The sequence below is a fragment of the Mariniluteicoccus endophyticus genome, from assembly GCF_054780035.1.
This window is the reverse complement of record NZ_BAAGXC010000023.1, coordinates 102286-116348: the sequence shown is the minus strand read 5'-3', so window position 1 is coordinate 116348 and position 14063 is coordinate 102286. Positions and strand designations below refer to the sequence as shown.

The following is a 14063-nucleotide window of genomic DNA, read 5'->3' as shown; positions in this document are numbered from 1 at the left end:
GTCGTGCGCGGGGCGCAGGATCAGTGCTGGTGACCGTCCTCGTCCTCGTCGTCCTCGGGCTTCTCGACGACCAGGGTCTCGGTCGTGAGCAGCAAGGCGGCGATCGAGGCGGCGTTGGCGAGCGCGGAACGCGTCACCTTCACCGGGTCGATGACGCCGTCCTCGATGAGGTTGACGTACGCGTCGGTCTTGCCGTTGTAGCCGTGGCCCGGCTCCATCTCGGCGACCTTCGAGGTGACGACGTAGCCCTGCTTGCCGCCGTTCTCGGCGATCCAGCGCAGCGGCTCGGCGACCGAGCGGGCGACGATCTGCACGCCGGCCTTCTCGTCACCCTCGAGCCCGAGGTTGTCCTCGAGCACCTTCGCGGCATGGATGAGGGCGGAGCCGCCGCCGGCTACGATGCCCTCCTCGATGGCCGCACGGGTGGCCGAGACGGCGTCCTCGATGCGGTGCTTCTTCTCCTTGAGCTCCACCTCGGTGGCCGCGCCGACCTTGATGACGCAGACGCCGCCAGCGAGCTTCGCGACGCGCTCCTGGAGCTTCTCGCGATCCCAGTCGGAGTCGGTGCGCTCGATCTCGGCGCGCAGCTGTGCCACGCGGCCCTCGACCTCGTCGGACTTGCCGGCGCCGTCGACGATCGTGGTGCTGTCCTTGTCGACGACGATGCGACGGGCGCGGCCGAGCGACTCGAGACCGACCTGGTCGAGCTTGAGGCCGACCTCGGCGGCGACGACCTCTCCGCCGGTGAGGATGGCGATGTCCTCGAGCATGGCCTTGCGGCGGTCACCGAACGCGGGCGCCTTGACGGCGACGGAGGTGAAGGTGCCGCGGATCTTGTTCACAACCAGGGTCGACAGGGCCTCGCCCTCGACGTCCTCGGCGACGATGAACAGCGTGCCGTTGGCCCCGATGACCTTCTCGAGCAGCGGCAGCAGGTCGTTCATCGACGAGATCTTGCCGCTGTGGATCAGGATGTAGGGGTTCTCGAGCACGGCCTCCATGCGCTCGGTGTCGGTCACCATGTAGGGCGACAGGTAACCCTTGTCGAACTGCATGCCCTCGGTGAACTCGAGCTCGGTGCCGAAGGTCTGGGACTCGTCGACGGTGATGACGCCGTCCTTGCCGACCTTGTCGAACGCGTCGGCGATGAGCTTGCCGATCTCCTCGTCGCGCGAGGAGATGGTGGCGACCTTGGCCATGTCGTCGGTCGACTGGACCTCACGGGCGTTGGCGTGCAGGCGCTCCTCGACTGCCTTGACGGCCGCCTCGATGCCGCGCTTGAGGCCGACGGGGTTCGCACCCGAGGCAACGGCGCGCAGGCCCTCGTGGACCAGGGCCTGGGCCAGCACCGTGGCCGTCGTCGTGCCGTCGCCGGCGACGTCGTTGGTCTTGGTGGCGACCTCCTTGGCGAGCTGGGCGCCGAGGTTCTCGTAGGGATCGTCGAGCTCGACCTCACGGGCGACGGTCACGCCGTCGTTGGTGATGGTCGGCGCGCCCCACTTCTTGTCGAGGACGACGTAGCGGCCCTTCGGGCCGAGCGTCACCTTGACGGTGTTGGCGAGGGTGTCGACGCCACGCTCGAGCGAGCGGCGCGCCTCCTCGTCGAACTGAAGGATCTTGGGCATCTGGGTCAGTGCTCCTTAGTGCGTGGAAGTTGCCGGAGCGTCACTTGGAGACGACGGCGAGAATGTCGCGGGCGTTCAGGAGCAGGTACTCCTGGCCGTCGTACTTGACCTCGGTGCCGCCGTACTTGGAGAAGATGACGACGTCGCCCTCGGCGACGTCCATCGGGATGCGCTTGCCGGAGTCGTCGACGCGACCGGGGCCGGTCGAGAGGACCTTGCCCTCCTGCGGCTTCTCCTTGGCGGTGTCCGGGATGACCAGACCGGAAGCGGTGGTCTGCTCGGCCTCGAGCGGCTGAACGAGGACGCGGTCCTCGAGCGGCTTGATCGTGGTTGCCACGTCAGGCCCCTTTCATGTTCTGGGTGTCAATCGGTTCAAGGCCCGGGGCGTCGTCGCGGGTGCCGTCCCAGGTTTGGCACACTCCAGCGGAGAGTGCTAACCGAAATCTAGCGCGATGTTGGCACTCGGACAAGCCGAGTGCCAGACGGCTCTGGCGCCGAAAACACCCCTAGCGCCTCCCACGGGTAACGCCTTCATAACGGTATGAGCCGCCGAAACCCCTAGCCATCTCGCAATACCCCCCGGTACCTCTCCGCCTCGACCGGGGCTTGGCCCCCATGCCCGACCCGTTCATCGGCCTAGGGTGGAACGGATCTGACCCAGGCACCGATGCGTGGGCCGGCCCCGGGACCCCGCAGCCGGCGCCCCTGCGGTGCGGTTGGGGAGTGACGGCGGCCAGCTGCAACGTCACCAAGGAAGGAACAACGTGGCCAAGCCATCCGACGATGGATCGACGCCCACCGCAGGGGCCTCCGACGAGCTCCCTGCCATCCGCGCCGAACACCTCTACAAGGTGTTCGGCAAGGAGTCGCATGCCGCGAAGCACATCGCCGAGGGGACCTTCGACCCCGGCGGAGGTGACGGCACCGCGGCGGTCATCGACGCCACCTTCGACGTGCGCCGCGGCGAGACCTTCGTGGTCATGGGGTTGTCGGGCTCGGGCAAGTCGACGCTCATCCGGATGCTCAACGGCCTGAACCGCCCCACCTCGGGCTCGGTCCACGTCAACGGCACCAACATCACCGAGGCCAGCGCCGAGGAGTTGCGCCGTGTCCGCCGTGACGACATCTCCATGGTCTTCCAGCACTTCGCGCTGCTGCCCAACCGCACCGTCGAGTCGAACGTGGCCTACCCGCTGGAGATCCGCGGGGTCGACAAGGACGAACGCACCTCGCGGGCCCGACGGTGGCTCGAGCGCGTGGGACTCTCCCAGGTCGGCCAGAAGCACCCCCACGAGCTCTCGGGCGGCATGCAGCAGCGCGTCGGCCTCGCCCGCGCGCTCGCCGCGGAGACCGACATCCTGCTCATGGACGAGGCGTTCTCGGCGCTCGATCCGCTGATCCGCGCCGACCTGCAGGAACAGCTGCTCGGCCTCCAGGAGGAGTTGGGCAAGACCATCGTCTTCATCACGCACGACCTCAACGAGGCGATGCGTCTTGGTGACCGGATCGCGATCATGCGCCAGGGGCGGGTCGTCCAGATCGGCACCGCCGACCAGATCCTCAACGCCCCGGCCGACAACTACGTCGCCCGCTTCACAGCAGACGTCGACCGCAGCCGGGTCCTGACCGCCAACATGGTGGCCGACACCACCGCACCGGTCTTCGCACCGGACACCCCCGCCGCCGAGGCCGTCGCCGAGCTCGACCGCCGCGGCCACACCGCCGGCACCGTGGTCAGCGGACGCACGGTGCTCGGTGCGGTGATCCGATCAACGCTCGAGCAGACCGCCGGCACCGTCGCCGCCGCCGTCGCGCAGGAGAACCCGGCCGTCCACCGCTTCACGCCCCTGAGCCGCCTGTTCGCCCAGTCCGCCCGCCAGGCCGAGCCGCTGGTCGTCCTCGACCGCAACGGTGCCCTGGTCGGCCTGCTGAGCCGGGACCGGCTGCTCGATGCCGTCGCCGGGAACGACCACCCCGCCCCCCGCGCGGACGCCGGGCAGGGCCCCGCGTCCGAAGCGGTAGCCGATGACGACAAGGAGGCCGCCCAGTGAACTTCGACCCGTTGAACCCGTCCTTCCCCATCGGCGAGGCGATCGCCGACGGCATCGACTGGCTCACCGACCATCTCGGTGGCCTCTTCGATGCCATCCAGACCAGCCTGGTCTTCCTCCACGAAGGATTCTCGGCCCTGTTGTCCGCTCCCCCGTACTGGGTCGTCATCCTCGTGCTGGCTGCCATCGCCTGGTGGGCGTCCTCGTGGCGGCTGGCCCTCTTCACCGCGATCGGCTTCTACATGATCCGCGGCGTCGACCTGTGGAACCACTCCATGCAGACCATCTCGCTGGTCGTGCTGGCCGTGGCCGCGGCACTGGTGATCTCGGTCCCCCTGGGGATCCTCGCCGCCAAGTCCGACGTGGTGTCGAAGATCCTCAAACCGATCCTCGACCTGATGCAGACGTTGCCGGCCATGGTCTACCTCGTGCCCACCATCACCATCTTCAGCGTCGGCCCGACCCCGGGCGCCATCGCCACGCTCATCTTCTCGATGCCCCCGGGCGTACGCCTCACGGAGCTGGCCATCCGTCAGGTCGACAAGGAGCTGGTCGAAGCAGGTCAGGCGTTCGGTGACACCCCGGGCCGCATCCTGACGCGGATCCAGCTGCCGGTGGCTATGCCCACGATCATGGCCGGTGTCAACCAGGTCATCATGCTGGCGCTGTCGATGGTCGTCATCGCCGGCATGGCCGGCGCCGGTGGCCTGGGCGGCGACGTGACCGGCGCTTTGGCCCGGCTCGACACAGCGCTCGGCTTCGACGCGGGTCTCGCAGTCGTCATCATCGCCGTCTTCCTCGACCGCATCACGTCCTCGCTCGCATCCGGCGACCGAAGGCGTCGACGACTCCGCATCCGCCCGGCGACCGAGGCGGACGCCACCGACGACGCCCCCTCCAACGACGCCCCCTCCAACGACGGCCCCTCCGACAAGACCACGGTGGCGAAGACCACCGCGGGTGCCACAGCGGCTCCCTCTCACGACTGAACACCCAGCCGAAAGGAAGCACGATGAAGAACAAGTTCCTGTCCCTCGGCGCCACCCTGGCAGCCGGCGCCCTCGCCCTCTCCGGCTGTGGTGCGTCCAACTCCGGAGGTGGCAACACCTCCGGCGGCAGCACCACGGGCGGCAACTCCTCCGGGACCAGCGACTACGCCAAGACGTACGGCGAGTGCAAGGTGGGCAAGGACGCCAAGGATGTCTCGAGCGTCCAGGGCACCGGCGAGGACAAGAAGAAGGAGATCAAGCTCGCAGCCTTCAACGGTTGGGACGAGTCATTCGCGTCGGCCCACCTGCTCAAGGCCGTCCTTGAGAAGGACGGTTACAAGGTCACGGTTTCGGCCTTCGAGGCGGCTCCCGGTTTCGCCGGCATGTCCAAGGGTGACATCGACATCATCACCGACGTGTGGATGCCGGTCACCCATCCCCAGTACCTCGAGCAGTTCGGCGACAAGTACACCCACCTCGGCTGCTGGTACGACAACGCCAAGCTGACCATCGCCGTCAACGACACGTCACCGGCCAAGGCCATCGAAGACCTGGCCAAGATGGGCGACCAGTACGGCAACAAGCTCTACGGCATCGAGCCGGGTGCCGGCCTGACGAAGACCACCAAGGAGAAGGCGATCCCGGCGTACGGCCTCGACAAGATGGACTACGTCATCTCGTCGACGCCGGCGATGCTCGCCCAGGTCGACAAGGCCACCAAGGCCAACGAGAACGTCGCCGTGACCCTGTGGCGTCCGCACTGGGCCTACAGCGCCTACCCGATGCGCGACCTGGAGGACCCGAAGGGCTCGATGGGCGGCACGGAGGTCATCAACAACGCCGCACACAAGAAGTTCGCCGAGGAGAACCCGCACGCCGCACAGATCGTGAAGAACCTCGCGCTCGACGACAAGCAGCTCGCCGACCTCGAGAACCTGATGATGGGCAAGGACCACTTCGACGGCAAGGACCATGACGCCGCGGTCGCGAAGTGGCTCGAGCAGAACCCCGACTACATCGAGAAGCTGAAGAAGGGCCAGGCCAAGAGCTGATCATCGCTCCTGGTGGCGAGGCTCCTGAGCGAGGGGGTCGGGGACGCTGTCCCCGGCCCCCTCGTCGTCGGGAGGCCTACTCGCCGGGGTGGATGACGGCCTTCAACGTGGCGTGGTCGCGCGTGGAGGCCAGGGCGTCGGCGACCCGCTCGAGCCCAAAGCGGTGGGTGACGAAGCCCGAGAGGTCGACCAGCCCCGCGCGAGCCATCGCGATGGCGGTGGGGAACGTATTGGCATACCGATAGGTGCCGGTGACGACCAGCTCGCGGGTGTGGAGCAGGCGTACCGGCACCGATAGCGACTCGGGGCCCATGCCTACCAGGACGACGCGGCCGGCCGGGCGCACCGCCGGGAAGCCACGGCGGATGGCGGCGGGCGACCCGGAGCACTCGATGAAGGCGTCGTACGCGGGCTCGGGGATCTGGTTTGACGGGTCGGACGTGTTGACGACCGCGGTGGCGCCGAGGGCCGCCGCGTGCTCGAGCCGGCCCTCGTGGAGGTCGGTGACGACGATGCGCGTCGCGCCGATGGCCTTCGCGACGGCAACGGTGATGAGGCCGATGGGGCCCGCCCCGGTGATCAGCAGCGACGAGCCCGCACCGATGCCGGCCTTGCGGAGCGCCGCGACCGCCACGGACATGGGCTCGATCATCGCGGCGGCGTCCAGGTCGAGGTCGCCGACGGGATGCGCCAGCTCGGCGGGCAGCGTCATGTATTCGCGGAGCGCCCCGTCGACCGAGGGGGTCGCCAGCAGGCGCAGGTCTTCGCAGAGGTTGTAGTCGCCGCTGCGACAGCTTTGGCAGCGCCGGCACGACAGGGTGGGCTCCAGGGCGACCCGCTCCCCCACCCGGGCCTCGTCGACGCCGTCTCCGACGGCGGCGACCGTGCCGGAGGCGGCCCGTCCCAGCACCAGCGGGCCGTCGAGCGTCATCTCGCGGTTGCGTCCGGCGCTGTAGTAGGCCACGTCGGACATGCTCACCACGACCGAGGCGACCCGGACGAGCACCTCTTGCGGGCCGGGAGCGGGCACGGGGCGCTCGTCGACGCGCAGCTCGCGGACGTCGTGGAGCACGCTGGCGCGCATGGTGTCGGGAAGGTCCATCACTCACTCCTCGGTGTCGCCCCGAGCCTAGCGGGAGCCGTGGGCGTCCCTCGGTCGGCCACGATGGCGTACGCCCCGGCGGGGCCTGGCGACAGGATCAGCGTGGCACTGCCCGGCCCCTTGGGGCGCAGGCGCTTGCGGAGCGCTGCCGGGTCGACGTCGATCCCACGCTTCTTGATCTCCAGGGTGCCCACCTTGCCGTCGGTCACCCAGCGGCGCAGCGCCCTCTCCTTGTAGGGCAGGACCTCGCGGACCGAGAACCGGGTCAGGAAGGGGATATCGACGGGCCGGTCCCCGGTCAAGTAGGCGATGTCGGGCGCGAGCCGGGCCAGGTTGAACTCGGCGGCGAGGGCGTCGACGGCGCCGCAGCGGATGACCGCACCGTCGGGCTCGAAGACGTAGGCACCGGGCCGGTCGGCGACCAGCGCGGGGCCACCGACGTCGCCGGCGCGCGTGCCGCCGACCAGCTCGGAGCGGGCCCAGCCGCCGGCGGTGCCGCCGCCGGGCGCCGCGGAGGGGGCGACGATCTCGACGCCCTCCGGGAGGAGGACCGCACCCATGCCCTTGAACCCGCGCGCCCACAGCGAGACCTCGACGACATCGCCGTGGTGGCTGACCCAGCGGGCGCCCACGCCCGCGGGCACCATGCGGTGCGGCAGTGCGGGACCGAGCTTGATGCAGGCCCCGGCGTCACGCTCGAGGAGCGAGAGGACGAAGTCCCAGCCCGGGGTGAAGTCTTCCGTGCGCCACAGGCGTCCGCGGTCGCTGCGGCGGGCGGGGTCGCAGTAGGCGGCCTCGTCGTCGGCCAGCGTGACCTCCTCGGCGTCGGCGCACTCGACGAGCCGCCCGAGGTTGGCCGCGGCGAGGACTGCGGTGGTCTCGTCGAGCTCGACGGCGCGCACCTCCAGCCCCGCGGCCACGAAGGCCATCGCGTCAGTGCCGATCCCGCAGCCCAGGTCAACGACCTTCGTCACGCCCGTGGCCGCGAGCGCCTCGGCCCGCCAGCGGGCGACGTCCGGGCGCGTGGCCTGCTCGAGCCCCGCCGGGGTGAAGTACAGCGAGGACGCGAGGCTGCCGAACTTCGCCGTGGCCCTCCGCCGCAGCTGCGTCTGCGAGAGCGCCGCGGCCGCCAGGTCGGGCGGGAAGTCCTTGCGCAGAGCCGTCGCCGCCGCCATCGAGGTCGGGTCGTCCTGCTGGGACGCCATCTCCAGAACTGCACGACCGGTCGCCGAGACCAGGGTCCGCGCCAGCTCCGGCTCCATGGGCATCCTCCTTCTGCGCACACTCAACCACAGATCGCCGGACCCCGAAGACCGACATGTCGACCACGGACGCGGCCACCGCGAGCGTTCGCGGGGGTCGTACGCGGCGTCGACGACATCCTTCTGGCCGCCCTGGATGACGCGCTCGTGGAGCACGAGGACCGCCGCGTCGGTCTCGAGGATGAGCTTCTCAACCGCGAGCAGTGCGTCCGCTGTGTCCGGTCAGACGAGGATGCGCGAGACCGGCAGCCCGGAGTCGGCACCGAAGCCCAGCCCCGACGGCTGACCGCCGGCACGGACGACCTGCGCACCGAGCGCAGCGATCATCGCGCCGTTGTCGGTGCACAGGCCCGGGCGCGGGCGGCGCAGCGTGATGCCGTGCTCGGCGGCGCGCTCCTCGAGCAGCGATCGCAGGCGCGAGTTCGCGGCAACGCCGCCGCCGATGAGCAGCGAGTCGATGCCGAAATGGCGGCACGCGTCGACCGTCTTCGCGGTGAGCACGTCACACACCGCCTCCTGGAAGGACGCGCACACGTCGGCGACGGGGATCTCCTCGCCGGCCCGCTCCCGTGTCTCGACCCAGCGCGCGACGGCGGTCTTGAGCCCCGAGAACGAGAAGTCGAAGCGGTGCCGTTCGAGGTCGTGGCGCGCCGTGAGGCCGCGCGGGAAGCGGATGGCGTTCGGATCGCCGTCGGCGGCGGCGCGGTCGATCACCGGACCACCCGGGTACGCCAGTCCGAGCACGCGCGCCACCTTGTCGTACGCCTCACCCGCCGCGTCGTCGATCGTCGAGCCGACCTCGGTGATGGAGGTGGCGATGTCGTCGACGCGCAGCAGCGACGTGTGCCCGCCCGAGACGAGCAGTGCCATCGAGGGCGTGGGCAGCGGGCCGTGGTCGAGCAGGTCGACCGCGACGTGGCCGGCGAGGTGGTTCACGCCGTAGAGCGGCTTGCCGGTCGCGTACGCCAGGGTCTTCGCCGCCGAGATGCCGACGACCAGCGCGCCCATCAGGCCGGGACCGGCGGTGACGGCGATGCCGTCGAGCTCGGACAGGTCGACGTCGGCGGCCGCGACGGCACGCTCGAGGGTCGGCACCATGGCCTGAAGGTGGGCGCGCGAGGCGATCTCGGGGACGACGCCGCCGAAGCGTACGTGCTCGTCGACCGACGATGCGACCTCGTGTGCCAGCAGCTCGTGACCACGGACGATGCCGACCCCGGTCTCGTCGCACGAGGTCTCGATGCCGAGGATCAGGGGTTCACTCATCGTCGTCTCCTTCGCTGTCTTCGTGATCCAGGTCGAGGCGCAGGATCACCGCGTCCAGACCCGGACCGTAGTAGTCGGCCCGACACGCGATCTCGGCGAACCCGAGCGCGGTGTACAGGGCGAGGGCGGGCGCGTTGTCGTGCCGCACCTCGAGCAACATCTCGTCGCACCCCACGTCGCGGGCGGCGCGTACGCCGGTCTCGGCGAGCGTCCGGCCGATCCCGCGGCCGCGGCTGTCGGTGGCCACGACGATGCGGTTCAGGTCGGCGACACCACCGACGTGCTGCACGGTGATGACCCCGGCGACGGGATCACCGGCGACGAGCACGACACGGTTGTCGGCCTCGAGCTCGCCGCGCCACGCCGCCTCGCTCCAGCGCTCCTTTGGCGAGAACCCGTCAGGCTCCAGCCCGACGATCGCCGGCAGGTCCTCGACCGTCGCCCGCCTGACGTCGCGGGCACCGCGCTCCGAGCGAGTCACGCCCGGGGCCGGCGTACGCGCACCGGCGGCGTCACGAGGGTGGACTTGCGCTTGGTGGAGACCTCCGCGTCGGGGCGTCGCAGGTACAGCGGCTCGGTGCCCACCGATGGCAGGTCGGTCGCGAGCGCGGCCATCAGCCCCGCGTCGACGAACCCGGGCCCGGCAGTCGCGCGGTCGCCGAGCACGTCAGCGTACGCGGCCACGCCCGGGCCCACCACGGGCAGGTCCGGAAGGTCCGTTGGCGGGCTGATCTGCGGGTCGCCGAGGCGTACGCCGGCGGCGTCGTGGCGCGACCAGTAGAGCTCCTTGCGGCGCGCGTCCGAGGCCACGACGAACTCGCCGGACCCGTCGGCGTGGGCGCGGGCCATCACGTCGAGCGAGCAGACGCCGTGCAGGGGTACGTGGCGTACGGACGCGAGCACCTGAGCGGCGACGATGCCGACGCGCAGGCCGGTGAACGGTCCTGGCCCCAGCCCGACGCACACCAGCGAGAGGTCGTCGGGGGAGCCCGCCTCCGCGACGGCGTCGTGGATCAGCGAAGCGAGCGCCTCGACGTGCTGACGGGTGTCGGCGACCTCGCGACGCGCGACTACCTGGCCGTCGCGGGCGACGCCGACGCGTACGTCGGCGGAGGTGTCGATGCCGATGACGAGGCTCATGCGTGCTCCCTGGTGATCATGACGGGTCGGTGCCGAGCGCGGCGAGGATGTCGCGGTCCCAGCGCGGTCCGGTGCCTGTGAGGTAGACCCGACGCTCTTCGTCGCCCTCGACGTCGCTGCGGCGGATGTCGATGGCGAGATGACTGTCGGACAGGCCCTCGGCCAGCCCGTTGCCCCACTCGACCAGCGTGACGGAGCGGTCGAGCGTGTCGGCGAGTCCGATGTCCTCCAGTTCGTCGGTCGAGCCGAGACGGTACGCGTCGACGTGGACCAGGTCGGGACCGTCGCCCTGCGAGCGGTGGACGCGCGACAGCACGAACGTCGGCGAGATGACCGGGCCCTCGACGCCGAGACCGCGCCCGATGCCCTGGGTGAGGGTGGTCTTGCCCGCACCCAGGTCGCCGGAGGCGATGACGACGTCACCGGCGCGCAGCACGCCGGCGAGGCGCTCGCCGAGGTCGTGCATGGCCTCGCGGGTCGGTGCGTCGGCGACGACCGGCAGCGGGCGGCGCAGCCAGAAGCCGTGCTCGACCTCGCGTACGCGGACGTAGCCCTGACGCTCCCACCACGCGACGACCTGGGGGAATTCCTTGCGGGCGAACAACTCGGCGACGGCGAAGCCGTCGTCGGCGGCCACCTGCTGGACGGCGGCGACCATGGCCGCGCCCACGCCGTGGCGCTGGTAGGACGGGTGGACCGAGACGCGCTGGAGCGTGACCACACCCCGCTCGTCGGTGCGCTGGAGCAGGATCACGCCGGCGGGCCGGCCGTCGACCCGCGCCAGCACGCCGGAGCCGCGAGCGATCTCGGCCGCCAGCGACTCGGGAGTCTCCGACAGCGCCGGCGGCGGCGGGTCGACCTGGGCGCGGGCGCCGAAGGCGGCGTGGATGACCTCCACGGCGCCCTCGGCGTCGGCGACCTCGACCAGGCTCAGCTCGACGGGCAGGCTCGGCTCGACGGGGAGGGCCTCGTCGTCGTGCGGTTGTTCGTTCACCGGTCCATCACACCCGATCAGTCGCGGGGGCGTCGGCCCTGTCCACGATTGAAGCCGCCACCGCGCTTGCCGTAACCCTTGCGGTCCTCCCACTTCCCACCGCGGCCACCCTGCGGGCGGGCCTTGCGCTGGGGCTTCGGCGGGGCGATGACCGCGGCGTACTCGGCCTCGGAGATCGCCTCGGCCTCCGGCGTACGCGCGCCGGTGAGGTCGAACAGGCGGTCATCGCTGGGACGGATCTCGATCGGGTCGGCGGCAACACCGGCCTGCTTGGTCAGGCGCTGCATCTCGCGGCGCTGGTGGGGCAGGACAATGGACGCGACGACGCCGGTGCCGCCGGCGCGGGCGGTACGCCCGGCACGGTGCAGGTAGTCCTTCGGGCCCATGGGCGGGTCGACCTGGAGCACCAGCGAGACCTCGTCGACGTGGATGCCGCGGGCGGCGACGTCGGTGGCGACGAGGACGGGGACGGTGCCCTCCTTGAACGCGTTGAGGATGCGGGCGCGGGCACCCTGGGTCAGGCCGCCGTGCAGCGCGCCGGCCATCACACCGGCGTCGCGGAGCTGGCCGGCGATGCGGTCGGCACCGCGTTGCGTACGCACGAACACCACGGTGCGGCCCTCGCGGTTGGCGATGGCGGCTGTCATGGCGTTCTTGTCGTGGGGCAGGACGTGGAGCACGCGGTGCTCCATCGTCTCGACCGACGCGCGGTCGGAGTCGACCTCATGGATGACGGGGTCGTGCAGGTACTGCTTGACGATCCGGTCGATGCCGCGGTCGAGCGTGGCGGAAAACAGCAGGCGCTGGCCCTCGGCCGGCACCGCGTCGAGGATCGTGGTGACGGCGGGCAGGAAGCCCAGATCGGCCATGTGGTCGGCCTCGTCGAGCACGGTGATCTCGACCTCGGAGAGGTTCGCAGCACCCTGCTCCATCAGGTCGATGAGGCGACCGGGCGTGGCGACGACGACGTCGACGCCGCGGTCGAACGCCTTGAGCTGGGGGCCGAAGGCCATGCCACCGCAGATCAACGTGACTGAGAGGCCGACCACCTTGGCCAGCGGCGAGACCACGTCGGCGACCTGGAGGGCCAGCTCGCGGGTCGGCACGAGGATGACGGCGCGCGGGGCGCGGCCGGCGCCCTGGCCCGGGCCGTTCGCGGACAGGCGGGCCAGCAGCGGGAGGCCGAAGCCCAGGGTCTTGCCCGAGCCGGTCTGGCCACGGCCGAGCACGTCGCGACCGGTCAGCGCGTCGGGGATCGTCGCCGCCTGGATCGGGAACGGCGAGGTGATGCCCTGCTGGTCGAGCGCACCCACCAGCGACTTGGGCAAGCCGAGCTCGGCGAAACCGGCGTCGTCGGAGACGGTCGACTCGTCCACCTCGATGGCCTCTGCCTCGGCCCAGCTCATCTGGTCGGCGTCGTTGGCGTCGTTGTCGCGGCGGTCGTCGCGGTTGAACTCACGCTTCGGGCCACGGTCGTCGCGGTTGAACTCACGCTTCGGGCCACGGTCGTTACGGTTGAAACCACGGTCGTCACGGTTGAAACCACGATCGTCACGGTTGAACTCACGCTTCGCACCACGGTCCTCGCGGTTGAAACCACGGTCGTCGCGCTTGTGGTCGCGCTCGTCGTCACGGAAGGATCGGCGGAGCTCCTTGGGCTCGGGGCGCGCACCGGCGCGGTCGGGACGGGGCGCCGTGTGGGCCGGACGCGCCGCGTAGGGCTTGCCTGCGCCACGGTCCTCGAACCGGTCGTCGCGCTTGAAGTCACGCCTCTGACGGCGATCGTCCCGGTTGTAACCGCGGTCGTCCCGGTTGTAGCCGCGGTCGTCCCGGTTGTAGCCCCGCTCGTCCCGGTTGTGGCCGCCGCGACGGTCGTCGCGGCTCGCGCGGTCGTCGCGCCGGAAACCGCGGTCACCGCGGTCGTCACGGTTGAAACCGCGGTCGCCGCGAGTGCTGGGGAAGTTGCGGCCGCCACGATCGGTGTTGCGGGCCCCGCGGTCGTCGCGACGGTCGTAGGAACGCTCGTTGGACGAGCGGTCGTCGCGACGGTCGTAGGAACGCTCGTTGGACGAGCGGTCGTCACGACGGTCGAAGGAACGCTCGTTGGACGAGCGGTCGTCCCGTCGGCCGAACGAGCGGGGCTGGCCGCCGCCGCGGCGCGGGCTGTGGCCGCGTTCGGCGCGCTCCGCCGGGCTCCAGCGCTTCTTGGGGGTACCGTCGGCCTTGAAGGACTTCGGGGCGGACTTTTTCTTGCCGCCGGCCTTCAGCTTGCTTCGCATGGGTGTGGTGGGTCGTTTGGACATGGTGCACTCACTTCTGGACTCAGGGGTCCGCTGGTCAGGTGCGTCAGCGGCCAGCCCGGAGGACACCGCGCGTCGGCGGGTCAGAGAAGGTGGTGGCGGAAGACGAACCTCGGGCGCCCGCCTCGGCGGGTTGGCCTCATGTTCCGGTCTGCGGTCTTGCAGCCGGGATCGCACTGCCTGAGCCGTGTGGAGTCACCAGTTGCTCAGTCAGCCGCGCGGTCAACTCACACACCTTACCACTGGGTCACGGCCCTCCCGAAATCGTGGCTCCGCCTGCCC

Annotated in this window: 11 protein-coding genes and 1 pseudogene; 3 read left to right on the top strand and 9 right to left on the bottom strand. The window is 70.6% G+C overall.

What is annotated here, in order from left to right:
- Positions 1-20 precede the first annotated feature (20 nt).
- Entirely contained in the window at positions 21-1625 is a 1605-nt protein-coding gene (gene groL, locus ACYVGD_RS12405; RefSeq protein WP_460744017.1) for a chaperonin GroEL, read from the bottom strand.
- A gap of 40 nt (positions 1626-1665) precedes the next feature.
- Entirely contained in the window at positions 1666-1962 is a 297-nt protein-coding gene (gene groES / locus ACYVGD_RS12400; RefSeq protein ID WP_460744015.1) for a co-chaperone GroES, read from the bottom strand.
- A 427-nt stretch (positions 1963-2389) separates the two neighbouring features.
- Between groES and ACYVGD_RS12395 the strand changes: the two genes are divergently transcribed.
- From ACYVGD_RS12395 to ACYVGD_RS12385, 3 genes and pseudogenes are all read left to right on the top strand, one after another.
- Positions 2390-3676, top strand: coding sequence for a quaternary amine ABC transporter ATP-binding protein (locus tag ACYVGD_RS12395; RefSeq protein ID WP_460744013.1), 1287 nt, complete (start codon positions 2390-2392; stop codon positions 3674-3676).
- Positions 3673-4503: pseudogene (locus ACYVGD_RS12390) on the top strand (ABC transporter permease); the annotation flags it as partial. The gene ACYVGD_RS12395 and the pseudogene ACYVGD_RS12390, both read left to right, overlap by 4 nt.
- 185 nt (positions 4504-4688) lie before the next feature.
- The gene (locus ACYVGD_RS12385; protein WP_460744011.1) at positions 4689-5717 is read left to right on the top strand and encodes a glycine betaine ABC transporter substrate-binding protein; all 1029 of its coding nucleotides are present in this window, start codon (positions 4689-4691) and stop codon (positions 5715-5717) included.
- A 76-nt stretch (positions 5718-5793) separates the two neighbouring features.
- On the opposite strand, the gene ACYVGD_RS12380 is transcribed toward ACYVGD_RS12385, so the two are convergent.
- The 7 genes from ACYVGD_RS12380 to ACYVGD_RS12350 form a co-directional block, all read right to left on the bottom strand.
- The gene (locus ACYVGD_RS12380) at positions 5794-6819 is read right to left on the bottom strand and encodes a zinc-binding dehydrogenase (RefSeq protein ID WP_460744009.1); all 1026 of its coding nucleotides are present in this window, start codon (positions 6817-6819) and stop codon (positions 5794-5796) included.
- A complete protein-coding gene (locus ACYVGD_RS12375; protein ID WP_460744007.1) occupies positions 6819-8081 on the bottom strand; it encodes a class I SAM-dependent methyltransferase in 1263 nt (420 codons plus the stop codon). The genes ACYVGD_RS12380 and ACYVGD_RS12375 overlap by 1 nt, the downstream gene beginning before the upstream one ends.
- A 222-nt stretch (positions 8082-8303) precedes the next feature.
- Complete coding sequence (gene tsaD / locus ACYVGD_RS12370; protein ID WP_460744005.1) at positions 8304-9347, bottom strand: tRNA (adenosine(37)-N6)-threonylcarbamoyltransferase complex transferase subunit TsaD; 1044 nt, start codon at positions 9345-9347, stop codon at positions 8304-8306.
- Positions 9340-9828 carry a GNAT family N-acetyltransferase gene (locus ACYVGD_RS12365; protein ID WP_460744003.1) on the bottom strand — a complete coding sequence of 163 codons (489 nt, stop codon included), beginning with the start codon at positions 9826-9828 and terminating at the stop codon, positions 9340-9342. The genes tsaD and ACYVGD_RS12365 overlap by 8 nt, the downstream gene beginning before the upstream one ends.
- Positions 9825-10487 (bottom strand): tRNA (adenosine(37)-N6)-threonylcarbamoyltransferase complex dimerization subunit type 1 TsaB, encoded by a 663-nt coding sequence (gene tsaB / locus ACYVGD_RS12360; RefSeq protein ID WP_460744001.1) that lies wholly within the window; start codon positions 10485-10487, stop codon positions 9825-9827. Before tsaB ends, ACYVGD_RS12365 begins: the two co-directional genes overlap by 4 nt.
- Before the next feature lie 16 nt (positions 10488-10503).
- Positions 10504-11481, bottom strand: a complete 978-nt coding sequence (gene tsaE, locus ACYVGD_RS12355) for a tRNA (adenosine(37)-N6)-threonylcarbamoyltransferase complex ATPase subunit type 1 TsaE (RefSeq protein WP_460743999.1) — start codon at positions 11479-11481, stop codon at positions 10504-10506.
- Between the two features lie 17 nt (positions 11482-11498).
- Positions 11499-13760, bottom strand: coding sequence for a DEAD/DEAH box helicase (locus tag ACYVGD_RS12350; RefSeq protein ID WP_460743997.1), 2262 nt, complete (start codon positions 13758-13760; stop codon positions 11499-11501).
- Positions 13761-14063: the final 303 nt, after the last annotated feature.

Excerpts from the sequence above, each read along its gene's own strand:
- groL (WP_460744017.1), bottom strand. The coding sequence starts at position 1,625 with ATGCCCAAGATCCTTCAGTTCGACGAGGAGGCGCGCCGCTCGCTCGAG.
- ACYVGD_RS12385 (WP_460744011.1), top strand. The coding sequence starts at position 4,689 with ATGAAGAACAAGTTCCTGTCCCTCGGCGCCACCCTGGCAGCCGGCGCC.
- ACYVGD_RS12380 (WP_460744009.1), bottom strand. The coding sequence starts at position 6,819 with ATGGACCTTCCCGACACCATGCGCGCCAGCGTGCTCCACGACGTCCGC.
- ACYVGD_RS12375 (WP_460744007.1), bottom strand. The coding sequence starts at position 8,081 with ATGGAGCCGGAGCTGGCGCGGACCCTGGTCTCGGCGACCGGTCGTGCA.
- tsaD (WP_460744005.1), bottom strand. The coding sequence starts at position 9,347 with ATGAGTGAACCCCTGATCCTCGGCATCGAGACCTCGTGCGACGAGACC.
- tsaB (WP_460744001.1), bottom strand. The coding sequence starts at position 10,487 with ATGAGCCTCGTCATCGGCATCGACACCTCCGCCGACGTACGCGTCGGC.
- ACYVGD_RS12350 (WP_460743997.1), bottom strand. The coding sequence starts at position 13,760 with ATGCGAAGCAAGCTGAAGGCCGGCGGCAAGAAAAAGTCCGCCCCGAAG.